This is a genomic window from Streptomyces solicamelliae, from assembly GCF_045348655.1.
GTDB classification, from domain to species: Bacteria; Actinomycetota; Actinomycetes; order Streptomycetales; family Streptomycetaceae; genus Streptomyces; species Streptomyces solicamelliae.
Genome location: NZ_CP160404.1, coordinates 1,578,114 through 1,604,458 on the forward strand (window position 1 = coordinate 1,578,114; position 26,345 = coordinate 1,604,458).

The 26,345-nt window shown below is 73.6% G+C and carries 25 protein-coding genes; 11 read left to right on the top strand and 14 right to left on the bottom strand.

Going from position 1 to position 26,345, the window contains the following annotated elements:
* Window position 1 precedes the first annotated feature (1 nt).
* The 5 genes from ABZO31_RS07315 to ABZO31_RS07335 all read right to left on the bottom strand — a co-directional run bounded on the left by ABZO31_RS07315 (window position 2) and on the right by ABZO31_RS07335 (window position 7,075).
* Entirely contained in the window at window positions 2–1,024 is a 1,023-nt protein-coding gene (locus ABZO31_RS07315) for a TerC family protein (protein WP_406860248.1), read from the bottom strand.
* Window positions 1,025–1,243: 219 nt separating this feature from the next.
* A complete protein-coding gene (locus tag ABZO31_RS07320; protein ID WP_406865285.1) occupies window positions 1,244–3,184 on the bottom strand; it encodes a TerD family protein in 1,941 nt (646 codons plus the stop codon).
* 120 nt (window positions 3,185–3,304) lie between these two features.
* Window positions 3,305–3,883 (bottom strand): TerD family protein, encoded by a 579-nt coding sequence (locus tag ABZO31_RS07325; RefSeq protein ID WP_406860249.1) that lies wholly within the window; start codon window positions 3,881–3,883, stop codon window positions 3,305–3,307.
* A gap of 166 nt (window positions 3,884–4,049) precedes the next feature.
* Complete coding sequence (gene uvrB, locus ABZO31_RS07330) at window positions 4,050–6,185, bottom strand: excinuclease ABC subunit UvrB (RefSeq protein WP_406860250.1); 2,136 nt, start codon at window positions 6,183–6,185, stop codon at window positions 4,050–4,052.
* Between the two features lie 59 nt (window positions 6,186–6,244).
* Entirely contained in the window at window positions 6,245–7,075 is an 831-nt protein-coding gene (locus ABZO31_RS07335; protein WP_406860251.1) for an MHYT domain-containing protein, read from the bottom strand.
* 257 nt (window positions 7,076–7,332) lie between these two features.
* On the opposite strand from ABZO31_RS07335, the gene ABZO31_RS07340 reads away from it, so the two are divergent.
* The 3 genes from ABZO31_RS07340 (at window position 7,333) to ABZO31_RS07350 (ending at window position 10,257) form a co-directional block, all read left to right on the top strand.
* The gene (locus tag ABZO31_RS07340; RefSeq protein WP_406860252.1) at window positions 7,333–8,205 is read left to right on the top strand and encodes a glycerophosphodiester phosphodiesterase; all 873 of its coding nucleotides are present in this window, start codon (window positions 7,333–7,335) and stop codon (window positions 8,203–8,205) included.
* A 30-nt stretch (window positions 8,206–8,235) separates the two neighbouring features.
* Window positions 8,236–8,784: a methylated-DNA--[protein]-cysteine S-methyltransferase gene (locus ABZO31_RS07345; protein ID WP_406860253.1), complete on the top strand. Its 549-nt coding sequence runs from the start codon at window positions 8,236–8,238 to the stop codon at window positions 8,782–8,784.
* A 147-nt stretch (window positions 8,785–8,931) separates the two neighbouring features.
* Window positions 8,932–10,257, top strand: coding sequence for an MFS transporter (locus ABZO31_RS07350; protein ID WP_406860254.1), 1,326 nt, complete (start codon window positions 8,932–8,934; stop codon window positions 10,255–10,257).
* A 50-nt stretch (window positions 10,258–10,307) separates the two neighbouring features.
* On the opposite strand, the gene ABZO31_RS07355 is transcribed toward ABZO31_RS07350, so the two are convergent.
* On the bottom strand, window positions 10,308–10,664 hold the full coding sequence (locus ABZO31_RS07355; protein WP_406860255.1) for a cupin domain-containing protein: 357 nt from the start codon (window positions 10,662–10,664) through the stop codon (window positions 10,308–10,310).
* Window positions 10,665–11,037: 373 nt separating this feature from the next.
* Between ABZO31_RS07355 and ABZO31_RS07360 the strand changes: the two genes are divergently transcribed.
* From ABZO31_RS07360 to ABZO31_RS07375, 4 genes are all read left to right on the top strand, one after another.
* Complete coding sequence (locus tag ABZO31_RS07360) at window positions 11,038–11,895, top strand: hypothetical protein (RefSeq protein ID WP_406860256.1); 858 nt, start codon at window positions 11,038–11,040, stop codon at window positions 11,893–11,895.
* Entirely contained in the window at window positions 11,879–13,024 is a 1,146-nt protein-coding gene (locus ABZO31_RS07365) for a hypothetical protein (protein ID WP_406860258.1), read from the top strand. The genes ABZO31_RS07360 and ABZO31_RS07365 overlap by 17 nt, the downstream gene beginning before the upstream one ends.
* Window positions 13,025–13,085: 61 nt before the next feature.
* Window positions 13,086–13,997, top strand: coding sequence for a pseudouridine-5'-phosphate glycosidase (locus ABZO31_RS07370; protein ID WP_406860259.1), 912 nt, complete (start codon window positions 13,086–13,088; stop codon window positions 13,995–13,997).
* Complete coding sequence (locus ABZO31_RS07375; RefSeq protein ID WP_406860261.1) at window positions 13,994–14,881, top strand: carbohydrate kinase family protein; 888 nt, start codon at window positions 13,994–13,996, stop codon at window positions 14,879–14,881. The genes ABZO31_RS07370 and ABZO31_RS07375 overlap by 4 nt, the downstream gene beginning before the upstream one ends.
* A gap of 36 nt (window positions 14,882–14,917) precedes the next feature.
* Here the strand turns inward: ABZO31_RS07375 and ABZO31_RS07380 are convergent, their stop codons facing one another.
* From ABZO31_RS07380 to ABZO31_RS07390, 3 genes are read right to left on the bottom strand one after another with little or no spacing between them, the layout of a single operon-like run.
* Window positions 14,918–15,553, bottom strand: a complete 636-nt coding sequence (locus ABZO31_RS07380; RefSeq protein ID WP_406860262.1) for a uridine kinase — start codon at window positions 15,551–15,553, stop codon at window positions 14,918–14,920.
* On the bottom strand, window positions 15,550–16,029 hold the full coding sequence (locus ABZO31_RS07385; protein WP_406860263.1) for a hypothetical protein: 480 nt from the start codon (window positions 16,027–16,029) through the stop codon (window positions 15,550–15,552). Before ABZO31_RS07385 ends, ABZO31_RS07380 begins: the two co-directional genes overlap by 4 nt.
* On the bottom strand, window positions 16,026–16,652 hold the full coding sequence (locus ABZO31_RS07390) for a winged helix-turn-helix transcriptional regulator (RefSeq protein WP_406860264.1): 627 nt from the start codon (window positions 16,650–16,652) through the stop codon (window positions 16,026–16,028). The genes ABZO31_RS07385 and ABZO31_RS07390 overlap by 4 nt, the downstream gene beginning before the upstream one ends.
* Before the next feature lie 87 nt (window positions 16,653–16,739).
* Between ABZO31_RS07390 and ABZO31_RS07395 the strand changes: the two genes are divergently transcribed.
* A complete protein-coding gene (locus ABZO31_RS07395) occupies window positions 16,740–17,951 on the top strand; it encodes a pyridoxal phosphate-dependent aminotransferase (RefSeq protein ID WP_406860265.1) in 1,212 nt (403 codons plus the stop codon).
* A 350-nt stretch (window positions 17,952–18,301) separates the two neighbouring features.
* On the opposite strand, the gene ABZO31_RS07400 is transcribed toward ABZO31_RS07395, so the two are convergent.
* On the bottom strand, window positions 18,302–19,036 hold the full coding sequence (locus ABZO31_RS07400) for a hypothetical protein (protein ID WP_406860267.1): 735 nt from the start codon (window positions 19,034–19,036) through the stop codon (window positions 18,302–18,304).
* A gap of 87 nt (window positions 19,037–19,123) precedes the next feature.
* Between ABZO31_RS07400 and ABZO31_RS07405 the strand changes: the two genes are divergently transcribed.
* Both ABZO31_RS07405 and ABZO31_RS07410 read left to right on the top strand, forming a co-directional pair.
* On the top strand, window positions 19,124–19,582 hold the full coding sequence (locus ABZO31_RS07405; protein WP_406860269.1) for a hypothetical protein: 459 nt from the start codon (window positions 19,124–19,126) through the stop codon (window positions 19,580–19,582).
* 35 nt (window positions 19,583–19,617) lie between these two features.
* Window positions 19,618–20,274: a DUF2293 domain-containing protein gene (locus ABZO31_RS07410; RefSeq protein WP_406860270.1), complete on the top strand. Its 657-nt coding sequence runs from the start codon at window positions 19,618–19,620 to the stop codon at window positions 20,272–20,274.
* Window positions 20,275–20,371: 97 nt separating this feature from the next.
* Here the strand turns inward: ABZO31_RS07410 and ABZO31_RS07415 are convergent, their stop codons facing one another.
* Complete coding sequence (locus ABZO31_RS07415) at window positions 20,372–21,175, bottom strand: chaplin (RefSeq protein ID WP_406860271.1); 804 nt, start codon at window positions 21,173–21,175, stop codon at window positions 20,372–20,374.
* 217 nt (window positions 21,176–21,392) lie between these two features.
* On the opposite strand from ABZO31_RS07415, the gene ABZO31_RS07420 reads away from it, so the two are divergent.
* A complete protein-coding gene (locus ABZO31_RS07420; protein WP_406860273.1) occupies window positions 21,393–21,965 on the top strand; it encodes a hypothetical protein in 573 nt (190 codons plus the stop codon).
* Here the strand turns inward: ABZO31_RS07420 and ABZO31_RS07425 are convergent.
* From ABZO31_RS07425 to ABZO31_RS07435, 3 genes are read right to left on the bottom strand one after another with little or no spacing between them, the layout of a single operon-like run.
* Window positions 21,952–23,268: an SWIM zinc finger family protein gene (locus tag ABZO31_RS07425; RefSeq protein ID WP_406860275.1), complete on the bottom strand. Its 1,317-nt coding sequence runs from the start codon at window positions 23,266–23,268 to the stop codon at window positions 21,952–21,954. The genes ABZO31_RS07420 and ABZO31_RS07425 overlap by 14 nt on opposite strands.
* Window positions 23,265–23,387, bottom strand: coding sequence for a hypothetical protein (locus ABZO31_RS07430; RefSeq protein WP_406860277.1), 123 nt, complete (start codon window positions 23,385–23,387; stop codon window positions 23,265–23,267). The genes ABZO31_RS07425 and ABZO31_RS07430 overlap by 4 nt, the downstream gene beginning before the upstream one ends.
* On the bottom strand, window positions 23,384–26,263 hold the full coding sequence (locus tag ABZO31_RS07435; RefSeq protein ID WP_406860279.1) for a DEAD/DEAH box helicase: 2,880 nt from the start codon (window positions 26,261–26,263) through the stop codon (window positions 23,384–23,386). Before ABZO31_RS07435 ends, ABZO31_RS07430 begins: the two co-directional genes overlap by 4 nt.
* Window positions 26,264–26,345 lie beyond the last annotated feature (82 nt).

Genomic DNA, 26,345 nt, shown 5'->3' on the forward strand with positions numbered 1-26,345 from the left:
GTCAGGCCTCGATGTCGGCCTTCGGGGTCCGGTCCGACTTCTCGGCCTCCTGAGGCTTCTGCTTCTCCTGCTGCTCCAGCTTCTCCTGCTTCTTCGAGGCGATCAGGCTGGTGATCGTCGTGATGACCAGGACGCCGCCGATGAAGGCGAGCGAGAACGGGATGGAGATCTCCGGGACGTGCACCCCGGACTCGTGCAGGGCGTGCAGCACCAGCTTCACGCCGATGAAGCCGAGGATCACCGACAGGCCGTAGCTCAGGTGGACCAGCTTCTTCAGCAGCCCGCCGATCAGGAAGTACAGCTGGCGCAGGCCCATGAGGGCGAAGGCGTTGGCGGTGAAGACGATGTACGGGTCCTGGGTCAGGCCGAAGATCGCCGGGATCGAGTCGAGCGCGAACAGGATGTCCGTGGTGCCGATGGCGAGCATGACCACCATCAGCGGGGTCAGCACCCGCTTGCCGTTGACCCGGATGAACAGCTTGGTGTCGTGGTACCGGTCGGCGACGCCGAACTTCTTCTCGATCGACTTGAGGAGGCGGTTCTCCTCCCAGTCGTCCTCCTCCTCGTCCTTGCGGGCCTCCTGGATCAGCTTCCACGCGGTGTAGATGAGGAACGCGCCGAAGATGTAGAAGACCCAGGAGAAGCTGGCGATGATCGCCGCGCCGGCGGCGATGAAGATCGTCCGCAGCACGAGGGCGATGACCACGCCGACCAGCAGCACCCGCTGCTGGAGGTGGGACGGCACCGCGAACTTCGCCATGATCAGGACGAAGACGAAGAGGTTGTCGACACTCAGGGACTTCTCGGTGATGTAGCCGGCGAAGAACTCGCCGGATGCCTGGCTGCCACCGAAGACCAGCAGGCCCAGGCCGAAGAGCGCGGCCAGGACGATCCACACGACCGTCCAGATTCCGGCTTCCTTGACCGACACGTCATGGGGCTTGCGCCCGATGAAGAAGTCGATCGCGATCAGGGCGGAGAGACCGAGAATGGTCACCACCCACAGGGTCACGGATACGTCCACTGCGCCTCCGGCGTCGTACGGCTCGTGATCAGCGTCGTCGCTGCCGGAGGTCTCTTCCACCCGGGTGATTCCGGGCCGGCGCCCCGGGACCGATTCAGGTCATCGGTCCGTATTGACGGGAACGCCGCACACAGGGAGTACTCCCCTCCGCTCCCGGAAGGTTACCCGAAAGACCAAGGGAAGGTAAAGGGAAGGGTAAAGAGCCACCAAGTGGCCTGGTCAGCGCCCCCATTCGCGGCGGGCGTGGGCGACTTGGGCAAGGACCTGCCACAGGATCCGACTGCCCTCGGGGACCAGCGGAGGCTCGTACGTCCACGCGTGCCCGACCCACGGGTCGGCGAGGTGGTCGTCCGCGACCGGGGAGAGCCGCAGCAGCTTGCGCCACATCGGGTCGAGCAGCGGGCCGTAGCCGCTGGCCTCGTCCCGGTCGGCCACCATCATCAGATGCACGCCGACCGACGGGCCCTCGTCGGCGAGGTAGCGGAGCTGGGTGACCGCGCGGTCGTCGAAGCCGTGCGGGAAGTCGTGGACGATCAGCAGCTGCTCGCCCGGGACCAGACCGGGCGGCAGCGCGTCGGCCGCACCGGCGCGCGCGGCCATCTGCAGCAGGTCCACGCGGTCGGTGAGCTGGGCGAGGAGGGCGGAGACGGCGGCCGGTCCGGCGGCGGGCGGGGCGGCGAGCACATCGCTCTCGACGAGCGGGGCGAGCGAGGCGGCGCCGGAGCCCGCCGCGTCGACGACATGGACGGTGAACTCGCCGGCCGGGTACACGGCGAGCAGCCGGGACGCGAGCGCGACGGCGGTGTCCAGCGCAAGGCGGCGCAGCGTGCCCTCGTCGAGCAGGTTGGCCGCCTCGGAGCGGCCGCGGCCGGAGTCCACCCACAGACCCCGCTCCAGCGGCAGCCGGACGAGCATGGGGATGCGCAGATCGGTCTGTTCCGGCAGGTGCACATCGCCCAGGCGCAGCGCCATGGGGATCTCCATCGGGACGCGGTACGCGTGCCAGACCGGGTTCTCCCAGCCGGCGAAGGCGGCCGGCAGGGCGGGCTCCACGACGGCGGACTCGGCGGCCAGCTGGGCGAGGTCGCGGTCCAGGGACTCGCGGGCGCGGGCGGTCAGCTCGTCGTGCTTGGCGCGGGCCTCGGCGCGGGCGGCGTCGCCCTGACCGCCGATGCGGCTGCGCGGGTCGGACAGGACGCGGTCGAGCTCCTGGTCCATCCGCGACTGGGCGAAGTCGCAGGCGCTGCGGTACGCGGCGGTGGTGCGGGCCAGGTCCTCGAACATGCCCCAGACCTGGTTGTACAGCCGCTCCTCCATGGACCAGCCGGTGGCGTCGCCGGCGACGGGGACCGGCGGGCCCTGCGGCGAACCGGCCGGCGGGGTCGCGGGCTGCGGGGCGGGGGCTGCGGGCCGGCGGCGCGGGTGCGCGTAGTCGATGGGGCCGCCCCCCGCGGGCGCACCGCTCTGCGCGGGCGCGGGCGGATCGGCGGGCTCGGGCGCGGGCGCGGGCCGCCCGGCGGCCGTCTGGTCCGGTGTGGCGGCCGGTGTCGTGTGGCGGACCCGCTCGGCCTCGGGGACGCGCGGCGGCGGCGCGGACACCGAGCGGGCGAGGCCGCGGGCGACGGCGTCGAGGATCGTGCCGGCCAGCTCGGCGGAGCCCTGCAGGCCCTGGTCGGCGAGCATGGCCGCGAGGCCGCCCTCGTAGCCCTGGCCGATGGCGCGGACCTTCCAGGCGCCCTGGCGGCGGTAGAGCTCCAGGGCGAAGACGGCGGACTCGCCCTCGAGGCCGGTGATGGTGTAGCTGGCGATCTCGGCGCCGTCGAGGCCGGTGACGGCGACGAAGGGCGCGGCGAGGGCGCCGAAGCGGCTCGGGCCGCCGACGCCGACGGGCAGCGCGAGCAGCAGCGAGACACGGTGGACCGAGGCGGGGACCGCCTCCAGGTCGACCGCGAGCCGGTGGTCGGCGGCGGCCTGCTGGGAGACCTCGACGCCGGGCAGCGACGGGGAACCGGGGTGGGCGATCCACTCGACGCCGGCCACGCGGCCGTCCTCGTCGGCGAGCGTGGCGCCGGCGACGACGGGATGACCGGCCGACACGCGGATCTCCAGTCGGGTGTCGGGCAGGGCGTGGTTCTGCCCCCGGACCAGCTCGGCCGTCATCGGCGTGTGTCCCCTCGAAGCTGTGGTTCGGATGTGCTCGGTGTGGTGCGTGGAGGCCATGCGGGACAGCTCCCGGGGGCCGCTGCCTCCGGGAGCTGTTTCGTGCGGCTGCGGTCCTGCTTACAGGTGCGGCAGGATCGCCGGCATCAGGTCCTGGAAGGTGCGGCCGTTGGCCGGGTTGCCCAGGGCCGTCATCTGCCAGCCGCCGCCGACGCGGTGGACCTTCGCCATGATCTGGGCGGTGTACTGGCCGCCGCCGTCCAGGGTGTAGCGCGCGAGCTCCTGGCCGGTCGTCTCGTCGACGATGCGGCAGAACGCGTTCTGCACCTCCTGGAACGTCTGGCCGGTGAAGGAGTTCACCGTGAAGACGATCTGGTCGATGTGGACCGGGACCCGCGGCAGGTCGACGAGGATGGCCTCGTCGTCGCCGCCCTGGCCGGCGCCGCCGACCAGGTTGTCACCGGTGTGCCGGACGGAGCCGTCGTCGCTGACCAGGTGACGGAAGAAAACCACGTCCACCGGCTGCTTGTCGGCGAAGAGGACCGCCGAGGCGTCGAGGTCGATCTCCCGGGTGCGCGAGCCGAACAGTCCGCGGCGCGGCGCGGCCTGCCAGCCGAGACCCATCCGGACCGAGGTGAGGCTGCCCCCGTCCTTCTTCTCCAGGCTGATGGCCTGCCCCTTGGTCATGTTGACCGTCACGCGCTGTCCCCTCTCGTTGCGTTCCGCCGTACGTGCGCCGCCCCCGCGGCAGCCTTCCGCATGCGGTTGTCCAGCACCCTACGCAGGGGCACTGACACTGCAGCAGTTGAGGTCCGTTTTTGTGTCGGTCTTGCAACACACCGCACGGACCGGGCGGGTGGAACCGTCAGGCGATTCCCGCCTCCTTCATCTGGCGCAACTCCTTCTTCAACTCCCCCACCTCGTCACGGAGCCGGGCGGCGACCTCGAACTGCAGCTCCGCGGCGGCCGCCCGCATCCGCTCCGTCATCTCCTCGATGAGCGCGGTCAGTTCGGCGGCCGGACGCTCGCCGAGGTCGAGGGCGCCGCCCTTGGCGCCCGCCCCGGCCTTCCGCGGGCTGTGTGCCGCGAGCGAGGGCACGGGGGCCTTGGCGCCCTTGCCGTCCTTGCTCTTGCGGTAGCCGCTGCCGAGGAGCTCCTCGGTGTCGACCTCCTCGCGGGCGATGGTGGCCACGATGTCGTTGATCTTCTTGCGCAGCGGCTGCGGGTCGATGCCGTGCTCGGTGTTGTACGCGATCTGCTTGGCACGGCGGCGGTTGGTCTCGTCGATGGCCTTGTCCATCGCCGGCGTGATCGTGTCCGCGTACATGTGGACCTGGCCGGAGACGTTGCGGGCCGCGCGGCCGATGGTCTGGATCAGCGAGGTGCCGGAGCGCAGGAAGCCCTGCTTGTCGGCGTCGAGGATGGCGACCAGGGAGACCTCGGGCAGGTCGAGGCCCTCGCGGAGCAGGTTGATGCCGACGAGGACGTCGTACTCCCCGGCGCGCAGCTCGCGCAGCAGCTCGATGCGGCGCAGCGTGTCGACGTCGCTGTGCAGATAGCGGACCTGGATGCCGAGCTCCAGGAAGTAGTCGGTGAGGTCCTCGGCCATCTTCTTGGTGAGGGTGGTGACCAGCACCCGCTCGTCCCGCTCGGTCCGCAGCCGGATCTCGTGCACCAGGTCGTCGATCTGGCCCTCGGTGGGCTTGACGACGACCTCGGGGTCGACGAGGCCGGTGGGGCGGATGATCTGCTCGACGAAGCCGTCGCCGCGGGAGAGCTCGTACGTGCCGGGGGTGGCCGACAGGTACACGGTCTGGCCGATCCGCTCCTGAAACTCCTCCCACTTCAGCGGGCGGTTGTCGAGCGCGGAGGGCAGCCGGAAGCCGTGGTCGACGAGGGTCCGCTTGCGGGAGGCGTCGCCCTCGAACATCGCGCCGATCTGCGGCACGGTGACGTGGGACTCGTCGATGACCAGCAGGAAGTCCTCGGGGAAGTAGTCGAGCAGGGTGTTGGGCGGGGAGCCGGGCTCGCGGCCGTCGAAGTGCATCGAGTAGTTCTCGATGCCGGAGCAGGAGCCGATCTGACGCATCATCTCGATGTCGTAGGTGGTGCGCATGCGCAGCCGCTGGGACTCGAGGAGCTTGCCCTGCTTGTCGAGCTCGGCGAGCCGCTGCTCCAGCTCGCGCTCGATGTCGTTGATCGCCCGCTCCATGCGCTCCGGTCCGGCCACGTAGTGGCTGGCGGGGAACACGTACAGCTCGCGGTCGTCGCTGATGACCTCGCCGGTGAGCGGGTGGAGGGTGGACAGCGCCTCGATCTCGTCACCGAACATCTCGATCCGGACGGCGAGCTCCTCGTAGACCGGGAAGATCTCGATGGTGTCGCCGCGGACCCGGAAGGTGCCGCGGGTGAACGCCTGGTCGTTGCGGGTGTACTGGATGTCGACGAAGCGGCGCAGCAGCTGGTCCCGGTCGAGCTCCTCGCCGACCTTGAGCCGGACCATCCGGTCCACGTACTCCTGCGGGGTGCCGAGGCCGTAGATGCACGACACGGAGGCGACCACGACGACGTCGCGCCGGGTGAGCAGCGAGTTCGTCGCGGAGTGGCGCAGCCGCTCGACCTCCTCGTTGATCGAGGAGTCCTTCTCGATGTAGGTGTCCGACTGCGGGACGTACGCCTCGGGCTGGTAGTAGTCGTAGTACGAGACGAAGTACTCCACCGCGTTGTTCGGCAGGAGCTCGCGGAACTCGTTCGCCAGCTGGGCGGCCAGTGTCTTGTTCGGCGCCATGACGAGCGTCGGGCGCTGGAGGCGCTCGATCATCCAGGCGGTGGTCGCCGACTTTCCGGTGCCGGTGGCGCCGAGCAGCACGACGTCCTTCTCGCCGGCGCGGATGCGCCGCTCGAGGTCGTCGATGGCCGTGGGCTGGTCGCCGCTGGGCTTGTAGGGGCTGACGACCTCGAAGGGCGCCACCGTGCGTTCGATCTGGGAAACGGGCCGCATGCAACCACCGTACGACCCGCCACTGACAGTCGGGCCCGGATCGGGCCGCGGTCCCGTCGTCACCAGTCCTGGGGGTGGTGGTGTCCGGCGCGGCGGGCCGGGGCGGGGAACCGGGGGCGGGGCGGGGCGGGCCGGCGGGAGGGCTTCTGCCAGTCGGGCTCGCCCATGACGAGCAGCGGGTCGAACATCACCACGACGGCGGCCAGGAGCAGGAAGACCGCGGGTCCGACGAGCATGGGCAGCAGCAGCGAGGCCGCGGTGTCGCCGGTGCCGGACGGCGGGGCGCCGTGCACCTGGACGCGGACGGCGGCCATGGCGGTGTAGTGCATGCCGCTGACGGCGAGCCCCATGACCAGGCTGGCGCCGAGGCTGGCCAGGAAGCCGTGCACGGAGACCGCGGCCCACAGGGCGGTGGTGGCCGCGACGACGGCGATCAGCACGGACAGGGCGACGGTGAGGGTGTCGTACTCCACCCGCCCTTGGAACCGCATTCCGGCCATGCCCAGGTAGTGCATGGTGGCGACGCCGAGGCCGGTGATGGTGCCGCCGGTGACCAGCGCGAGCGCGGTGGCTCCCCGGTAGCCGACGATGAAGATGCCGATGCCGACCATGACGATGGCGACGGCGAGGCTGGCGAAGGTGATCGGCCGGTCGTAGCCGATCGGAACGTGCTGCACCGAGAAGCCCATCATCGCGATGAAGTGCATGGTCCAGATGCCGGTCCCTATGGAGGTGGCGCCGAGGGCCAGCCAGCCGGCCTTGAAGCTGTCCCCGTTGCGCAGCGATCTGGTGGTGCAGCGCAGTCCCAGGGCTCCGCCGAGGCACGCCATGAGAAAGGCGGCCACGGGCGTGACGAGGCCGTAGCTGAATCCGTCGACCGTGCCCTGCATCGCTGTGTGTCCTCCCACCCCTGAACGGCCCAACGGCCGAAAACCGCCGGACCGGCTGTGTCCCCCCACCCCGGCGAGATTATGGCGCCCGGGGCGGCAGGCAAACATGTGCGGGGCGATTCACCTGGGCCGAGACTGCCTCGTGATGTGGTCCGGGCGGTTCCGTTCACGTTCCGGCCGGGCTCTGGTCGCCCTGTGCCGAGGCGGCCCTGCCAGGCTCATTCTCGTCCACCGTTCAACCTCTGTTCGGAGTGGTGATGAGCGTACGTGCCGCCGCGGCGTTCCTCGGCGTCAGCGCCCTGCTGGGCCCCGGAACCGTCACGGCCGGGCCGGGGCGGGACGGAACGCAGGGGGCGCCCCTGGTGATCGCGCACCGCGGCGCGTCCGCGTACGCCCCGGAGAACACCCTCGCCGCGGTCGACGCCGCCCGGGAGCTGGGCTGCGCGTGGGTGGAGAACGACGTGCGGCGCACCCGGGACGGCGAGCTGGTGGTCGTGCACGACGAGACCCTGGCCCGCACCACGGACGTCGAGCAGCGCTACCCGGGCCGCGCGCCGTGGCGGGTGCGGGACTTCACGGCGGCCGAGATCGCCACGCTGGACGCGGGGAGCTGGTTCGGCGAGCGGTGGGCGGGTGAGCGGGTGCCCACCTTGCGGGAGTACCTGGACCGGCTGGACGCGCACGGCCAGAGGCTGCTCCTGGAGGTCAAGAACCCGGAGCTGTACCCGGGGATCGAGGCGGACATCCTGCGCGTCCTGGGCCGGGAGGGCTGGCTGGAGCGCCGGCACGTCCGGTACGGACTGGTCGTGCAGAGCTTCGGCGCGGCCGCGCTGAAGGCGGTGCGCGCACAGCGGCCGGACGTCGTCACCGGCTTCCTCGGCACGCCCGCCGTGGCCGACCTGCCCGCGTACGCCGCCTTCACCGACCAGATCCATCCCTCCCGCACCACGGTCACCGCGGACTACGTGGCCGCCGTACACGCCCTCAAGGGCGCTCACGGCGTGCCCCTGCGGGTGAGCGCCTGGACGGTGAACGACGCGGCGGACGCGCGCCGGGTGGCCGGTCTCGGGGTCGACGGGATCATCACCGACCGCCCGGACGTGATCGCGGCGGCCGTCGCCCGGGACTGACTGTCAGTGGCCGGTCGTACGGTGGTCGGCATGGACAGCGAAGTGCAGTCGCCGCGTGTGGAGTGGACGGTCGTGCCCAGCGACATCGGCCCGCTGCTGCTGGCCGCGACGGGGCAGGGGCTGGTGAGCGTCGCCTTCCACGCCGGCGCCGCGGTACGGGAGCGGGAGCCGGCCCGGCTGGGGACCAGGCTCGGCGCGGAGCCGGTCGAGTCGGCGGCGGGCCGGCTCGCGGAGCCGATACGCCAGCTCGCCGCGTACTTCGAGGGCCGGCTGACGGCCTTCGACCTGCCGCTGGACTGGTCGCTGACGACGGGCTTCAACCGTCAGGTGCTGCGGGAGCTGGCGTCCGGGGTGCCGTACGGAACGGTCGTGGGCTACGGAGAGCTCGCGGAGCGGGTCGGGCAGCCGGGCGCCGCGCAGGCGGTCGGGGCGGCGATGGGCGCCAATCCGCTCCCGGTCGTGGTGCCGTGTCACCGGGTGGTGGAGAGCGACGGGGGCCTCGGCGGCTTCGGGGGCGGTCTGGAGACCAAGCGCCGGCTGCTGGCGCTGGAGGGCGTGCTGCCGCAGCCGCTGTTCTGAGCGGGAACGGTGGGGCCGGTGAGGGCCGGTGGGCGGCGGAGGCCGGTGCGGTCGCTGATGGCCGGTGGGTCGGCGGAGACAGATGAGATGACATACCCCTCCGGGGTAGCCATTCCCTGGCCGTCGTCCGCCTGACACACTGCGTCAGTGACCAACACGCCTGATGCCACTGACGCAGCCGCTCCCGCGGACATATCCGGGGGCGCGAAGCCCCTGCCCGTCACGCCCGAGCAGCTGACCGCGCTGCGCCGGCGGGTGCACGCCGTCCTGGTCGCCAGCCAGATCCTCGGCGGCCTCGGGATCGCCATCGGCGTCGCGCTCGCCGCGGTGCTGGCCAAGGAGGTCAGCGGCACGGAGGCGCTGGCCGGGCTCGCGTCCACCGCCACGGTCGCCGGACCGGCGCTGCTCGCAATGCCCCTGGCCTCGCTGATGAATGCACGGGGACGCCGGGCCGGGCTGACGCTCGCGTACCTCGTCGGCGCGGTCGGCGCGGGCGTGGTGGTCCTGGGCGCGACGCTGGGCAGCTTCCCACTGCTCCTGGCGGGCATGGTGGGCTTCGGCGGGGCGTCCTCGGCGAACCTCCAGGCACGGTTCGCGGCGGCCGATCTGGCGGAGCCGCAGCGGCGCGCCCGGGCGATCTCCACGGTGGTGTGGGCGACGACGATCGGCGCGGTGCTCGGGCCGAACATCGCGGCTCCGGCCGGGAAGAGCGTCGCCGGGTTCGGCATCCCGGCGGAGGCTGGGCCGTTCCTGTGGGCGGCGGTCGTCTTCCTGTTGGGCGCCCTGATGGTCACGGTGCTGCTGCGCCCCGACCCGCTGCTGACCGCGCGCGCCCTCGCCGGTGCCACGGACGGCGCGGAGGCGGAGGAGGAACGCTCGCTCAAGGCGGGGATGAAGGCGGTGCGGGAGTCCTCCCGGGCGCGCCTCGCCCTGGTGACCGTGGCCGCCACACACGCCACGATGGTGTCGGTCATGTCGATGACCCCGGTGGCGCTGGGTCACCACGGGGCGGGGATCGAGCTGATCGGTCTGGTCATCAGCGGGCACATCGCGGGCATGTACGCGTTCTCGCCGGTGATGGGCTGGCTGGCGGACCGGGTGGGCCGGCTCTCGGTGATCGGCCTCGCGGCCGGACTGCTGGTCGGCGCGGCGCTGCTCGCGGGCACGGCGGGCCCGAGCCACGCCCAGACGGCGGCGGGCCTGTTCCTGCTCGGGCTCGGCTGGTCGGCCGGCCTCGTCTCGGGATCGGCGCTGCTGACCGACGCGGTACCGCAGGCCGCCCGCGCCGCGGTCCAGGGCCTCTCGGACACGATCATGAACACAGCGGCGGGCCTGGGCGGTCTGATGGCGGGTCTGATCGTGGCCAAGGCCGGCTACGGCTGGCTGAACCTCGTCGGGGCGTGCCTGCTGCTCCCGATGGCGGCCCTCGCGCTGCGCGACGCGAGCCGGCGGACCGCCCCCGAGAAGGTCTGACGGAGGGCGATCCACAGGCGGACTCCGGCCGGTTTGCCGGCCGGGGCCGCTCAGAGGTTGATGTGGTACGCCTTGCGGAGCGTCTCGTGGACCGTCCAGGTGGTCCGCTCCCCCTCGCGCATGACGGCCGCGACACCCGGGCCGAGCTCCAGCGTGCCGCCGCCCTCGATGTCGACGGTGGCGCGCCCGCTCACCACGACGAACAGTTCGTCGGCCTCGGTGTCGGTCACCACGCCCGGGGTGATCTGCCACAGGCCGCGCACCTGCGTGCCGTCCGCGGACTCCCAGAGCACCTTGCCGGTCACGACCGGTTCGCCGGAGACGATCTGCTCCGGGTCCAGGGGCTCCGGCTCCAGTTCGGCGTCGGGGATGTGCACGGCGAAGGACAGCTGATCGTGTGTCGTCATGGCGGGTGACTGTAGCCGCCCGGACGACCCCCTCCGCAGCGCCTCCGACCTGCGGATTCGCCCGTCTACGGATTCCGCGGGCGGTCACCGCCGAGCCCTCGGCAGGTCATGACGCCGACGGCCCCCCGCCGCGGGGCCGGTCCGGGACTCCGACCACGGATTCCGTACATTCGTTTCGGGCCCGCGCGGCCGAAAACAGCATGCGCCGAACGTGATGCCGAACAGCGACACCGCAGGTCGCGACCAGCGCCTTTGGTGCGCCCAATGTTGCTCGGCACAGGGTCGCCGCGACCCTGCCGTTCATGGCGTGCACCGGTCAAACTCACGGTCAGAGCACCCTCTCAGCTCCCCCACACAACTGCTGGAGCCTGCGATGACCTCCCCCCTCACCCGCGGTACCGCCCTGACCGCCGCCGCACTCCTCGCGGCCGCCGCCCTCGCCTCCGCGAGCCCCGCGGCCACCGCCGCCGGAGCAGCCGCCTCCACCGCCGCCGAACCCGCGCCCGGCGCCGCGTACAAGGCCGCGCACGACCGGCTCCCCGCCCAGCGCCTCACCGCCGGTCAGCGCGCGCTGTCGGCGAAGAAGCAGGCCGAGGCGGCGAGATCGTACGACCGGCTGCGCACCGCCCCGGTCCGCGCCCTCGCCGGGTACAAGCTGTCCGGCGGCATCCACCAGTCGCAGAAGACCTCCTACTGGTGCGGCCCCGCGACCCTGGTCATCACCCAGTCCGCCCGCGACGAGGTGGCCGGCCGCTCCCAGCAGACCGCAGCCACGTTGCTCAAGACCAACACCAGCGGCACCGCCTGGTACGGCATCAACATCAACGTCCCGAACCCGACCGGCTATCCGATGGCCGACGCGCTCAACAACCGCCTCCCCGGCTCCGGTTACGTGCCGAAAGCGCTGCCGTACACCCCTACGGCCACCGACAAGGCCAACTTCAAGGCCCACATCACACACAACACGGACAACGACTACGCCATCGCCGGCAACGCCTGGGAGGTGCCCGGCGGCCCGCACCTCGTCGGCCATCCGAACATCGAGATCTTCCACTGGGTCTCGATCGACGGCTACAACACCGACACCGCGGCCGCCCAGGTCAACTACCTCGACCCGGTGGGCGGGGTGAGCACCAGCGTCATCTCGTGGGCGGGCGGTGTCCCCAAGTCGGCGCGGATCTCCTCCGACACCCTCACCACGATCATGGGCGGCCGTGGCTACGTCTGGTGACCGCCGCCGGACGCTCTGGGCGGCCGCCCTGCTCCTCGCGGCCGCCCAGACGGCCGGCTGCACGTCGGCCGGGCCCGCACCGCGGCCCGACCCCGCGCCGCCGCCCCGGCCGCCCGTGACGCAGCGGACCCTCGCCGGCGCCTGTGAGGTCCCGCTGCCGGCCGCCTGGCGGGCGGCGCTCGACGCGGGCGCGCTCCGTACCCCGCGAGGCGCGCGCGCCGTGCTCGCCGACGCCGGGCCCGGCTGGACGGCCGTCCAGCTGACCGAGGACGGCCGTCGGCGGGCCGCGCTCGTCGTCGGCGGCGGCGGCCCGCCGCGCACCCTGCTCGCGCTCGCCGACCCGGTGGAACACCAGCTGCTCGGCGCCGACTTCGACGGCCGGTACGCCGTGTTCGCGGTCCTGGAGGGCCGGACGCTCGACAGCCCGTGGAGCCTGTACCTGTGGGACTCCCGCACGTCGGCGGCGCGCCGGCTCGCCCGCGCCGACCGGCCGGGCCCGCTGCCGCGGCCGGTGCTGCGCGACGCCACGGTCTTCTGGGCGCAGGGCGTCGGCGGCGGGCGGGCGACCGTGTACGCGGCCCCGGCGGCCGGCGGCCCGCCGCGCGCGGTGCACACGGGCGTCATGGACGCGCCGTTCGCCGCGGGCCGGCTGCTGGTCTGGCGCGAGTCGTCCGGCACGGGCACCCGGCTGACGGCGGTGGAGCGGGCCACGCTGCGGCCCGCCGCCCTGCCCGCGCCGGTCGCCGCGCTGCGGGACGTACGCGCGGTCGCCTCCGACGGCGCCACCTGGGCGTGGGTGGCCGGCGAGCCGCAGCAGCGGCTGATGGTGTGGCGGACGGACGACGTCCGGCCCGTGGCGGCCGTGACGGGCTCCCCCGGCGCGGACGGCGTCGACCAGGTACGGGTCAACGGCCGGCTGGTCACCTGGCGCACCTCGGAGACCTCGTACGCCCTGGAGCCGGCGGCCGGTTCGTACGCGCGGATCACCCCGCCGTACGGGTACGCGCAGGGCGCCGGCGGCACGCTCGCGGTGGCGTACAGCGAGGGGGACGCGAAGACCGCGGGGGCGCGGGCGGTGATCCGGGTGGTGCGCGCGGACGGGCTGCTCCGGCTGCCGGGGTGCGGCTGAGGTTTGGACGGCGCGGCACGGCAGAGGTTTGCGGGGTGACCGGCCGCGCCAGGGATGGGACATGCCTGAGACCACAGTCGTACTGTCCGAAGAAGTGCGGGACGCGCTGGCCGCGCGGCGGCCGGTCGTCGCCCTGGAGTCGACGATCATCGCGCACGGGCTGCCCCGGCCGCGCAATCTCGCCGTGGCGCAGGAGTTGGAGGCGCTGGTACGGGAGGGCGGCGCGGTCCCCGCGACGATCGCCGTCCTCGACGGCACGGCCTGCGTCGGCCTGGGCAAGGAGCAGGTGGAGAGGGTCGCGTCGGACCCCTCGGTGCGGAAGCTGGGCCACCGGGACCTGGCGCCGGCGCTGGCGACCGGCGCGAGCGGGGCGACGACGGTGTCCGCGACGGCGTTCCTGGCCGCGCGGGCCGGGATCCGGGTCTTCGCGACCGGCGGGCTGGGCGGGGTGCACCGCGGCTGGACCGAGACCCAGGACGAGTCGGCCGACCTGCGGCTGCTCGCGCGGACGCCGGTCGCCGTGGTGTGCGCGGGGGTGAAGTCGATCCTCGACGTGCCGGCGACGCTGCAGCGTCTGGAGACGCTGGGCGTGGGCGTGGTGGGCTATCGGACGGACCGGTTCCCCGGCTTCTACCTGACGTCGTCGGGCGAGCGGGTCGACTGGACGCTGGACTCGCCCGAGGAGGTCGCGGCCGTCCTGCGCGCCCAGGACGGGCTGGGCGGCCCGGACGCGGCGCTGATCGTCGCCAACCCGGTGCCGGAGGACGAGCAGTTGGACCCGGGGGTCCACGACCGCGTCCTGGGCGCGGCGCTCGACGCGTGCGCGGAGCGCGGGATCACGGGGCAGGCGGTGACACCGTTCCTGCTGGAGTACCTGATGACGCACACCGGCGGGGCCTCCCTGGAGGCGAACCTGGCGGCGGTGCGCGGGAACGTGCGGCTCGCGGCGCGGATCGCGGCGGCGTACGCGTGACGGGTGGGGCGCTGCTCGTCGTCGGTGATGTGGTGACGGACGTGGTGGCCCGGCACCGCGAGCCGATCGCGCCGGCGACGGACACGGCGGCGGAGATCCGTACGCTGCCGGGCGGCGCGGGCGCCAACGCGGCCTGCTGGGCGGCACGTTCGGGCTGCCCGGACGTGCGGCTGCTCGGCCGGGTCGGGGCCGGGGACGCGTCCTGGCACGACACCGCGCTGCGCCGGGCGGGCGTGCGGCCCCTGCTGGTCGTCGACGGCTCCGCCCCCACGGCGACGGTGATGGCGCTGGTCGACGCGACGGCCGAGCGGACCTTCCTCACCGACAGCGGGGCGGCCCTTCGGCTCGCGGTTGGCGACTGGTCGCCAACCCTGCTGGAGGGTGTGGGCCACCTGCACGTCTCGGGGTATCTCTTCTTCGGGGACACCAGCCGGGGCGCGGTGCGGGCCGCGCTGGGCGACGCGCGGGCGGCGGGCGTCCCGGTGAGCGTGGACCCGGCGTCGGCCGGGTTCCTGAAGGAGACGGGTGTGGCGCGCTTCCTGGCCGCGGCGGAGGGCGTGGACGTACTGCTCCCCAACGCGGACGAGGCCCGGCTGCTCACGGGCCTGGACGAGGCGGAGGCGGCGGCCCGCGCCCTGAGCCGGCGCTTCCCCCTGGTCGCGATGACCCTGGGCGCGGCAGGCGCGCTGGTCGCGGAGTCCGGCGCGGTGACCGCCCGGGTCACCGCGCCCTCGGTCCGCCCGGTCGACACCACCGGCGCGGGCGACGCGTTCACGGGCGCGTTCCTCGCCGCCCGCCTGAGCGGTGCCGCCCCGTCGGCGGCGGCGGAGGCGGGCTGCCGGGCCGGAGCGGAGGCGGTGGGGAGGGTGGGAGGAAGACCGTAGGAGGGCGAAGGCCGTCGGGAAGGGGGCGAAGGCCCGTCAGGAAGGGAGGCCGTTCCAGGCAGGGTGGCGGGGGTCGTCGGTACGGACGACGACGTCGGCCGCGTCGGCGGGGCCGACCTCGTCCTCGTACCGCTGGAACGCGGGCAGGGTCCAGGCGTCCTCGGTACGGCGCGCCAGGGCCCCGCGCGACAGCCGCAGATGGACCGTCAGGTCGAAGGGGAACCAGTGCCCCTGGAGGAACGGCCCGTGCAGCACCAGCACGCCGCCGGCCGGCAGTTCCGTGTACGGGCTGCGGGTCGCCCGGTCCTTGACCGGGTCCCACAGGTCGGGCAGCACCCGCCCCGTGCCGCCCGCCTCCAGCGGCCGGAACACCTCGCGCCACAGCGCCCCGGTGTCGTACCAGCCGCTGTAGTACGCGTCGGGGTCCTGCTTGCCGTACTCGAACCGCAGCGACGCGTGCCGCAGGAAGCCGCCGGTGCCGACGACCAGGACCGAGCGGCCGCGCAGCCGCAGCGCGTGCGCGATCCGCTCCGCGGTCTCCCCCGTCTGCGCGGCGGGCGCGCCGTCGATCCCGACCTTCAGCCACGCGCTGCCGTCGCCGGGCTCGGCGGCGTCGACGCGTCCGGCGACGGCCTTCGTCAGCCGCTCCCAGGTGATCGCTTCGAATCTCACCCGTCCCATCCTGCCGGTCCGTCGCCGCCCGGACCGTGCAGGGGCACCCCGAGCCGTCCGGCGAGCGCGGCGGCGGTCGCCGTCGGCTCCGTCCAGCCCCCGCCCTCCCGCCACACCGCGAGGGCCGGCAGCCGTCCGTCCTGCTCCGTCGTCTCGGCGGTGAGCACCAGCATCCAGCCCCACGAGTCCCCGTCCCACTCCAGACGCAGCGCGGCCGGCGGTCCTCCGGGCAGCTCCCGCGCCCGCCGGGTCAGCGCCTCCAGGTCGTCGGCGGGCAGCGGTTCGACCCGGTCGCCGAGGACCTCCATGCGCCAGGTGACGAGGTCCATGCCCAGGTGGAGGCCCGTCCCCGCGCCCTCCGTCGAGGAACGGACCGTGTGAACCGCCCCCACCATGCGGCGTCGGACCACGCACGCGTCCACCTCCTCCCGCACCGCCGGAGGCAGCGCCTCCCACAGTTCCCGGACCGCCGTCACCCGGTCCTCACCCGCTCGGTGAGTTCGGCCCGGCCCGCCGCGATCGCCTCCGCGAGGCTGAGTTCGCCGCTCGCGAGCGCCCGGCAGGTGGCGGTGTCCGTCCGCAGGTACGCGTCGGGCTGCTCCGCGGGCCCGTCGCCGTACGCCGGGCCGTCATCCCCCGCCCGTACATGGAACTCCCCCTCGTCCAGCGTCACCTGGACCACCCGCCCCGGCGTCCCCTCCAGCGCCCGCAGCAGCGGAACGGCGAACCAGTGCGCGCGGACCGCGTCCGTCGGCCGGGGCTCGCCGAGGTCGGGCGCGCCGAACTCGGCGAGGGCGCGCAGGACGGGCAGCAGGGCGCGCCCCCGGTCGGTGAGTTCGTACACGGACGCGGAGACCGGCGCCGGGAGCCGACGGCGCGTCACCAGCTCGTCGCGTTCCATGTCCTTGAGCCGCCCGGCCAGCATGTCGGTGCTGACGCCCGGCAGATCGGCGTGCAGGTCGGTGTACCGGCGCGGGCCAGCGAGGAGTTCACGGACGATCAGCAGCGTCCAGCGGTCGCCGACGGCGTCGAGGGCACGGGCGGCGGCGCAGTACTGGTCGTAGCTCCGGCGGCGGGGCCGGCTGGGCTGACGTGGCATGGCACGCAGTCTAGACAGATTGTCGTTGGACTTTCCAAGCTCGAACTTGGTAAAACCAAGCAACAGCACTTCTGGGGAGGCAGTCGCATGGAGTTCCGGCAGTCGAGCAAGCTCAGCGAGGTCTGCTACGAGATCCGCGGCCCGGTCATCGAGCACGCCAACGCCCTGGAGGAGGCGGGCCACAGCGTCCTGCGCCTCAACACCGGCAACCCCGCGCTCTTCGGCTTCGAGGCCCCCGAGGAGATCGTCCAGGACATGATCCGGATGCTCCCCAGGGCGCACGGCTACACCGACTCGCGGGGCGTCCTCTCGGCCCGCCGCGCGGTCGCCCAGCGCTACCAGGCCATGGGCCTGCCGGACGTCGACGTCGACGACGTCTTCCTCGGCAACGGCGTCTCCGAACTGGTCTCGATGGCCGTGCAGGCGCTCCTGGAGGACGGCGACGAGGTCCTGATCCCCGCCCCGGACTTCCCGCTGTGGACCGCCGTCACCACCCTGGCCGGCGGCAAGCCGGTGCACTACCTGTGCGACGAGTCGGCCGACTGGTACCCGGACCTGGACGACATGGCCGCGAAGATCACCGACCGGACCCGCGCCGTCGTGATCATCAACCCCAACAACCCCACCGGCGCGGTCTATCCGAAGGAGATCGTCGAGGGCATCCTCGACCTGGCCCGCCGGCACGGCCTGATGGTCTTCGCCGACGAGATCTACGACCAGATCGTCTACGACGACGCCGTCCACTACCCGGCGGCCTCCCTCGCCCCGGACCTCGTCGTGCTGACCTTCGGCGGGCTCTCGAAGACCTACCGGGTGGCGGGCTTCCGCTCCGGCTGGCTGGTCGTCAGCGGTCCGCGGCAGCACGCGAAGAGCTACCTCGAGGGGCTCACCATGCTCGCCTCCATGCGGCTGTGCGCCAACGCCCCCGCGCAGTACGCCATCCAGGCCGCGCTCGGCGGCCGGCAGTCGATCCACGAGCTCACCGCCCCCGGCGGCCGGCTGTACGAGCAGCGCGACAAGGCGTGGGAGAAGCTCAACGAGATCCCCGGCGTCTCCTGCGTCAAGCCGAAGGGCGCGCTGTACGCCTTCCCGCGCCTCGATCCGAAGGTGCACCCGATCCACGACGACGAGAAGTTCGTGCTGGACCTGCTGCTCCGCGAGAAGATCCAGGTCGTGCAGGGCACCGGCTTCAACTGGCCTCGGCCGGACCACTTCCGGATCCTGACGCTCCCCTACGCCGATGACCTCGACGCCGCGATCAGCCGGATCGGCCGCTTCCTGAGCGGTTACAAGCAGTAGCGCCGCAAAAGGAGCGGGCCCGGGGGCGTAGCCAACCCCCGAGCCCTGTGAGTGCCGTTCACATCACACGCCGCACGACATGCGGCTCCGGGTCAGTCTCATGACGCCGCGTCCTACCTTTGGACCACCGCAGATCGAGCTCCGCGGGCTGGAGTCGAACCAGCATTTCGACGCGTGTGGGCCCGGGCCCGGTCGTCCGGCGATGAACGGCGGATGCTGAGTCTGGAGCAGGAGTCTGAGTCTGATCGCGCCCCCGGTCAGCGGGGCCGCGGATTCACGACAAGCTTCAGTTTCAGCTTTGCGCTCCTCGCGCACCCCGGCCGCCTTGCACGGCCGGGGAGTTGATGAGGCTACCCGAACAGGTAGCCGAAGACGGCGTCGCCGACGCGCTGGTCGGTGACCTCGGCGGCGTTGGCCTCCTCGCGGGCGAACTTCACCGCCAGCTGGAGCTTCTCCACCCGGTCCACCAGCTCGTTCACCCGGCGGGCGGGCAGCGCGCCGGAGAACTTCACGGTCGTCCAGTACCCGACGGGGATGTCCTCGTAGTACACCTCGACCTGTGCCGGGTGCTTGTCGGTGGCCTCGGCCTTGACGTGGTTGCGCGGCACCTTCTTCGTCCGGACGGTGCGCACCGCCTCGGTCTTCCAGGCGTCGGTCGACGGGTCCTGTGTCCAGGACTCGGCCGCGTCGAGCACCGGCAGCCTGCGCACGAAGGCCATCAGCTCCGCCAACTGCTTCTCCAGGAACAGGAGATACGAGACGGGCGCCTCGCCGATCACGACCCGGCCGTCGACGACGACGTCGGCGCGGGCCTCGCAGTTGGCCCAGTCCTTGGTGGCGGTCACATCGAACAGCCGGGTGAGCGTCTTCGCCGTGTCCTTCAGGACCTCCTCGGCCTTCAGCTGCACCAGGGTCGACTCGGGCGGAAGCTGCTCGCCCTCCTCGTCCTTGGGCTGATAGGTCCGGGCGATGCCGGCGAGCAGCGCGGGCTTCTGCAGTCCCTGGTGCGCGGCCGTCAGGTCCTGCTGTGCCTTGGACTTGACGCCCTTCTCGACTGCGATGATCTGATTGAGTTTCGTTGCCACGCGACCGACCCTAACGGGCGCACGGACGACACCTCGAACGAATATCGCGGGTTCGTGCCCGAACGGACTTTGAAGGAGTACGCAGACATGGACGCGGCGCTGATAGCCGTCCTCGGAACCCTGCTCGGCGTCGCCGCCACGCACTGGTTCCAGAGCCGGACCACCGAGCGCTCCGCGGTGCTCGCCCGGGACGAGCAGTTGCGCCAGGAGCGGATCACCACGTACAGCGCCTTCGCCGGGGCCCTGGTCGACTACCGGCACAGCCAGAACGACCGCTGGTACCGGGCGTTGGAGAAGCCGGGCACCGAGACGGCGGAGGAGGCGCGCTACGCCTCGTACGCGCGGCGGCGCGCCGCCAGCCAGGCGCTCTTCCGGGTCCAGCTGGTCTGCGACGATCCGAAGACCCGCCAACTGGCGGAGAGCGCCTACGAAATGACCAACTGCATCCACGAGGCGGCCGACGCGGAGGACCGGGCGAACCGCGGGGCGCAGGCCAAGGAGGCGATCGCGCTGTTCATCGAGTCCGCCGCACCCGGGGTGCGCTGACCGGATCCCACCGCCGCCGAACGAGGGAGGCCGTCATGGAACTCGTCGCGCCCGTCGTCGTCGAGCCGCTGCGCCGACGGCGCTGTGCCGAGTGCGGTGCGGGGCCGCTGGAGCGGATGGTGCTGGAGTTCAACACCCGGCTCTGTCTGGACTGCGCCGATCTCGGCCATCTGGTCTTCCTGCCGCGCGGCGACACGGCGCTCACCCGTCGGGCGCGCGAGGGGAGTGCGCTGTGGGCGCTGGTCGTACGGCACAACCGGCGGCGGACCCGGTACGAGCGGCAGGGCCTGCTGGTGGAGGAGGCCGCGCTGGCCGCGGCGGAGGCGGCCTGCCTGGCCGATGCGGAGGTGCGGGCGCGGCGGCGGGCGCGGGACGCGGTGCGGCGCGCGGCCCAGGACGTACGGGTGCGGGAGACGCTGGCCGCGGAGATCCGGCGGCTCTTCCCGCGCTGCCCGGAGGACCGGGTCGCCGAGATCGCGACGCACGCCTCGCAGCGCGGCAGCGGCCGGGTGGGCCGGACGGCGGCGGGCCGGGCGCTCGACCGGGGCGCGGTCACGGCCGCGGTGCGCGCGTCGGTACGGCACGTGGACACGGAGTACGACGTGCTGCTGATGCGGGGCGTGCCCCGCAACCAGGCCCGGACGAGGGTGGCACCGGTCATCGACACGGTGCTCCGGGCCTGGCGGGGCTGAACGCGGGAGTCCGGCGTACGCGCGCCGGACTCGGGCGTCGGACGCCTGACGCCGGGCGTCGGACGCGGGCGTCAGACGCGGGCGTCAGACGCGGGCGTCAGACGCGGGCGTCGGCCGTGCGGGAGCGGCGGTAGAGGATCGCGCCGCCGAGCAGCAGGGCCGCGCTCGCGGGGATGCCGTAGCCGGCCACGTCCGCACCGGTCTCGGCGAGCTGCACGGAGTCCGCCTGCGGCTCGTGGGCCGGCGGCACGTTCTTGCCGGGCTGCACGGGCTTCGGCGCGCCGGGGGCCGTCGGCTCCTCGGGGGTCTCGGGGGTCTCGGGGGTGACCGGACCGTTGGTCGAGCTGTTGCCGAACACGGGGTTGCCGATGCCGACGACGTTGACCGAGTTCCCGCTGACGTTCGCCGGGAGGTGGATCGGGAGCTGGATCCCGTTCCCCGAGAGCACGCCGGGCGAGCCCTCCGCGATGCCGTCGGCGGTCGCGCCGCCGCCGTTCGTGGAACCGCCCTGCTGCCCGCCGCCGGTCCGACCGGTCTGGCTCTGGCCGCCGTGGCCGGCCTGGCTCTGGCCGCCGTGGCCGGCCTGGCCGCCGCCGGACCGGGTGCTGCCCGGCTGGTCCTTGTGGGCCGCGGCGCCGCCGGCGGCCTGCGCGCCGCCGGAGCCGTTCGCGCAGCCGTTGCCGAACGCCGGGTTGAGCACGCCGACGACGTTGATCGTGTTCCCGCAGACGTTGACCGGGACGTGCACCGGCAGCTGGACCGCGTTGCCGGAGCCGACGCCCGGTGAACCGACGGCTGCGCCTTCCGCGGCCGAGTCGGCGTGTGCGTAGCCCGCGGAGAGGGCGAGCGCGCCGCCCGTGACCATCAGTGTGGCCAGACCACTTCGGCGAATCTGCCTCATGGCTTCCTGCCTTCCGGAGGTATCACGGGCATGCGCCCGTACCGGAAATAACGCCCGTCAGCGGCGTCCGGACGAGACCCGTCGACCATTTCACCCGAACGGGTGGACTGGAGTTGATCGTGACGGGGCAGCCTTCCTCGCCTCCGCCCGTGAGTACGGGGCGGGGACCCTGCCATCCGGGGACTTGTCGGCCGCCGTTCGGGGTAACGCTCTTGCCATGACCGACCGTCCGCTCCTCCTCCTCGACGTCGACGGGCCGCTCAATCCGTACGCGTCCCGGTTCCCCCGACTGCGCGGCTACACCACGCACCGCTTCCGGCCGTCGAACTGGTCGTCCCGGCAGGCCCCCGGGTCCCGCCGGCTGCGGCGCGGCCTGAAGGTCGTGCTCAACCCGGAGCACGGGCCGCGGCTGCGGACGCTGCCGTACGAACTGGCCTGGGCGACCACCTGGATGCACGAGGCGAACGAGATGATCGCCCCGGCCGTCGGGCTGCCGTCCGACCTGCCGGTCATCGAGTGGCCCGAGCTGTTCGCGAAGAACGAGGACGGGCTGTACTGGAAGACCCGCCCGCTCCTGGAGTGGGCGGCGGGGCGGCCGTTCGCCTGGGTCGACGACATGATCACGCGGCGGGACGAGACGTATGTGGCTCTCCGCCACGACGCCCCGGCGCTGCTGCTGCGGATCCATCCGCGGCGCGGCCTGCGCGAGGCCGACTTCCTGACCCTGACGCGCTGGGCTGAGGAGCACGGCGGGGCGGCCGGGAAGGGCGCGGCCGTCAGCGGCCCATGAGCGCGGTGACGGCGCCGACCGGGTCGGCGTCGGGGGCGCCCCGGGGCCACCAGTCCTCGCGGTCGGCGTCCGACTCGTAGCCGTACCAGAGGCCGTCGCGGCCGAGGCGGAGCTGGAGCGTGCGGGTGGACAGCCGGTTGCGCCAGGGCCGGAAGGCGGGCAGGTCCGCGGCGAGCAGCGCGGGTCTGGCCCGGTCGAAGGGGCCGGCGGGCGGGTCCCACGGCTCCTCCAGGACCTCCAGTCCGGCCGCGCCGCCCTGCCGCCAGGCGGCGACCGCGCGGGCCAGGTCGGTGGGGGTGCGGTCGAGGGCGGCGGCGAGGTCGCGGTAGAGCGCGCGGGTGGAGGCGGTGAGGCCGGAGCCGGGGTGCGCGGCGGCCAGCCGGACGGCGTCCTGCCACGGGCCGAGCTCGGCCACCGGGTCCCGTCCGGTGGTGAGGAAGGCGTGCGCCCGGGCGGCGGCCTCGGTGGCGAGCAGGTCGAGCGCCAGGGGGTCGGGGGCGTCCCGGTCCGGCGGCGGCAGCGGTGGGCGGCCGGGCTGCGCGGGGGCGAGCAGGGGCTCGGGCAGCGGCGGCAGGGCCCGGCCTCCGGTGCTCGGCGGCAGTACGGCGCGGGCCGGGAGCGTGGGCAGTTCCGGAGCCGTGGCGGTGCGCTCCGTGGCGGACCGGGCCGCGTTGCGCCGGGTGAGCGCGGCGAGGAGCTCCTGCTCGCCGCGGCCGCGCATCAGGAAGAGCACGAACGGGTCCTCGTCGAGCAGCCGGGACGCCTGGTAGCAGAGGGCGGCGGCGTGCTTGCAGGGGAAGCCGTCGTCGGGGCAGGAGCAGTCGGGGACGAGGTCGCCGGGGGCGGGCAGCAGGTCGGCGACGGCGGCCAGGGCGTGCGGCACGTCCTTGTCGAGGAGGGCGGCGATGTGCTCGGGGCGGTCGGCGGCCGTGTCGAGGAACCGCTCCCAGTCGTTGTCGCCGAGGACCCGCAGCCGGATCTCGGTGCGGTACGGGCGGGGCCGGCTGCCGTGCACGTACGCGACGACCCGGCCGGGCGTGACCGTGATCGCGTCGACCTGGCCGCGGCCCGCGTACGCCCGGCCCCGAGCCAGCCGGGCCGGGTCGAGGGCGGTGTCCTCCAAGGCCTCCACCCAGGCGTTGCCCCACCAGGTGGCGGCGAAGCGACCGTCGGGAGCCGCGCGGGGAGGCACCGCCGGGAAGGTACGGCGCCGGTCGTCGTGGCGGGCGGCCGGCCCGGGACGGCCCACGGCGCCGGGACGGCCGGACGGAAGACGGCGCTCGGCGGCGAAGCGACTGTTCACGACGACCTCCTCAGGAGCACCGGCTCGGCCACGTCGCCGGCCGCCGGGGCCGACCGGCCGCGGGCACCGGAGCGCACGGACGGAACGCGGCCGGCGTCCGGGAGGCGGCGGGCGTTCACGACGACCTCCTCAGGGACACCAGGTCGGCCAGTTCACGGTCCGTGAGTTCGGTCAGGGCCGCCTCGCCGCTGCCGAGGACGGCGTCGGCCAGGGCCTTCTTGGAGCGCAGCAGTTCGGCGATGCGGTCCTCGACCGTGCCCTCGGCGACCAGCCGGTGGACCTGCACCGGCTGGGTCTGCCCGATGCGGTAGGCGCGGTCGGTGGCCTGGTCCTCGACGGCCGGATTCCACCAGCGGTCGAAGTGGACGACATGCCCGGCGCGGGTCAGGTTGAGGCCGGTGCCGGCCGCCTTGAGGGACAGCAGGAACACCGGGGTCTCGCCGGACTGGAAACGGTCGACCATCCGCTCCCGCTCGGCCACCGGCGTCCCGCCGTGCAGGAGTTGGGCGGTGATGCCGCGGGCGGCCAGATGCTCGGCGAGCAGCCGCGCCATGGACACGTACTGGGTGAAGACCAGGACGGAGCCGTCCTCGGCGAGGATCGTGTCGAGCAGTTCGTCGAGCAGGGCCAGCTTCCCGGAGCGGCCGGCCAGCCGGTGCCCGCCGCGTCCGGCGGACTCCTTCAGGTACTGGGCGGGGTGGTTGCAGACCTGCTTGAGGGAGGTGAGCAGCTTCATCACCAGACCGCGGCGGGCCATGCCCTCGGCGTCCTCGATCTGCCCCAGGGTCTCGCGGACCACCGCCTCGTACAGCGAGGCCTGTTCGCGGGTGAGTGCCACGGGGTGGTCGGACTCGGTCTTGGGCGGCAGCTCGGGCACGATGCCGGGGTCGGACTTGCGGCGGCGCAGCAGGAAGGGCCGGACGAGCCGGGCGAGCCGTTCGACGGCCTCCCGGTGCTCGATCTCCTCGTTGTTCTCCACCGCCCTGGCGTGCCGGGCACGGAACGCCTTGAGGGGGCCGAGGAGTCCGGGGGTGGTCCAGTCGAGCAGCGCCCACAGTTCGGAGAGGTTGTTCTCCACGGGGGTGCCGGTGAGGGCGACCCGGGCGGGCGCGGGGATCGTCCGCAGGGCCTTGGCCGTCGCCGAGAACGGGTTCTTCACGTGCTGCGCCTCGTCGGCGACGACCATCCCCCATTCGCGCGCGGCGAGTTCCGCGGCGCCGGTGCGCATGGTGCCGTAGGTGGTGAGGACGAAGCCGCCGTCGGTTCCCTCGAAGGAGCGCTCCGCGCCGTGGAAGCGCCGGACGGGCACACCGGGGGCGAACCGCCGTACCTCGCGCTCCCAGTTGCCGAGCAGGGACGCCGGGCAGACGACGAGGGTGGGGGCGCTGCGGGCGCGGCGCAGGTGCAGGGCGATGAGGGTGACGGTCTTGCCGAGGCCCATGTCGTCGGCGAGGCAGCCGCCGAGGCCGAGCGAGGTCATGAGGTCCAGCCAGGCGAGGCCGCGCAGCTGGTAGTCGCGCAGGGTGGCGTCCAGTCCGGGCGGCGGCGGGACCGCCTGGGGCCCTGCGGCGAGCCGGTCCCGGAGCTCGGCGAGGGCGCCGACGGGCACGGCCGGCACGGTCTCGCCGTCGACCTCGGCCGTGCCGGTGAGGGCGACCGCGAGGGCGTCCGCCGGTTCCAGCAGGCCCAGTTCGCGCTTGCGGGCCTTGCGTACCAGGGCGGGGTCGACGACCACCCACTGGTCGCGCAGCCGGACGACGGGGCGGTGCGACTCGGCGAGCGCGTCCATCTCCCGCTCGGTCAGCGGGTCGCCGTCCAGGGCGAGCCGCCAGTCGAAGCGGAGCAGTTCCGTGCTGTCGAAGAACGAGGTGCCGTCGGTGGCGGAGCCGGGCGCGGACCGGGCGGGGCGGACCTCGGCCGTCGCGGTGAGCGAGCGGACCAGTTCGCGGGGCCAGTGCACGGCGACCCCGGCGTCGGCGAGCCGGGCCGCCGCCGGGCCCAGGAGCTCGTACAGCTCGTCCTCGGTGACGGACAGGACGTCGGGCACGTCCCGGTCCAGGAGCCGGGCGAGCGGCGGCCAGACGCGGGCCGCGCGGCGCAGTGCGAGCACCGCGTCGATCCGGGCGCGCGGCCCGAAGGTCTCGTCGCCGTCCCCGGCCCACAGGGCGGCGGCGTCGATGACGAGCGTGGGGTCGGCCAGGCTGTGCACCTGGAGCAGCGCGGCCGCGGCCTGACGCTCCGCGCCGCCCTCCTCCGCGACGTCGAACAGCTCGTACCCGGAGAGGTCGAGCCGCAGCGACACCCGCACCCCTGCGTCCATCCCGGCCGCGGCCTCCGCCGCCCAGGCGCGGGCCCCGGGCAGATGCTGCGGCTCCCGGGCGGCGAAGGGCCGGCCCGCGGCATGGGCGGCCGCCGGGCTGCGCGGCAGGGTGTCGGCGACCGCGTCGAGGAAGGCGCGGACCAGCGCCTCGGGGTCCGGCAGCCGCAACGGGCCGGTCCCGGGGACGGGTACGGCGTGCGCCTCGTACGGCATGGCGGCGGCGACGGCCCGCAGGTGGGCGATGTCGGCCGGGTCGAGCGGGCCGGCCCGCCAGGCGTCGAGGTCGTCGGCGGTCAGTCCGGGCAGCAGCCGGCCCCGGGCGGTGAGCTGCAGGGCGTGCAGCGCGGCGGCGCCCCAGCAGGCCGCGGCGGGGTGGGCGGCCGGGTGCCGGCGGGCGGCGACGAGGTACGGCAGGGCCTCACCGACGGGCAGGACGACGGCGGGGACGGTACGGCCGCGGGCCCCGTTGCCGTGCCGGCGGGCGACGGTGATCTCGGTGCGGGTCCCGGAGCCGTCGGGGGGTTCGGGCAGGGGCCCGCCGTCGGGCGACCAGAAGGCGACGCGTCCCTCTCGGGGCAGCGCGGCGGGCAGGAAGACGGCGGCACAGCCGTGCCACGCGGGGCTCACGACCTGGTCACCTCCCGGTCCGCGCAGGAACGACGTCGTCGACGGCATCGACGACCTGGACCTCCGACCATACGGGGGAGGTCTGACAACGGCCGGTGACGCGGCGTAGCCCGGGCGGCCCAGCACCACA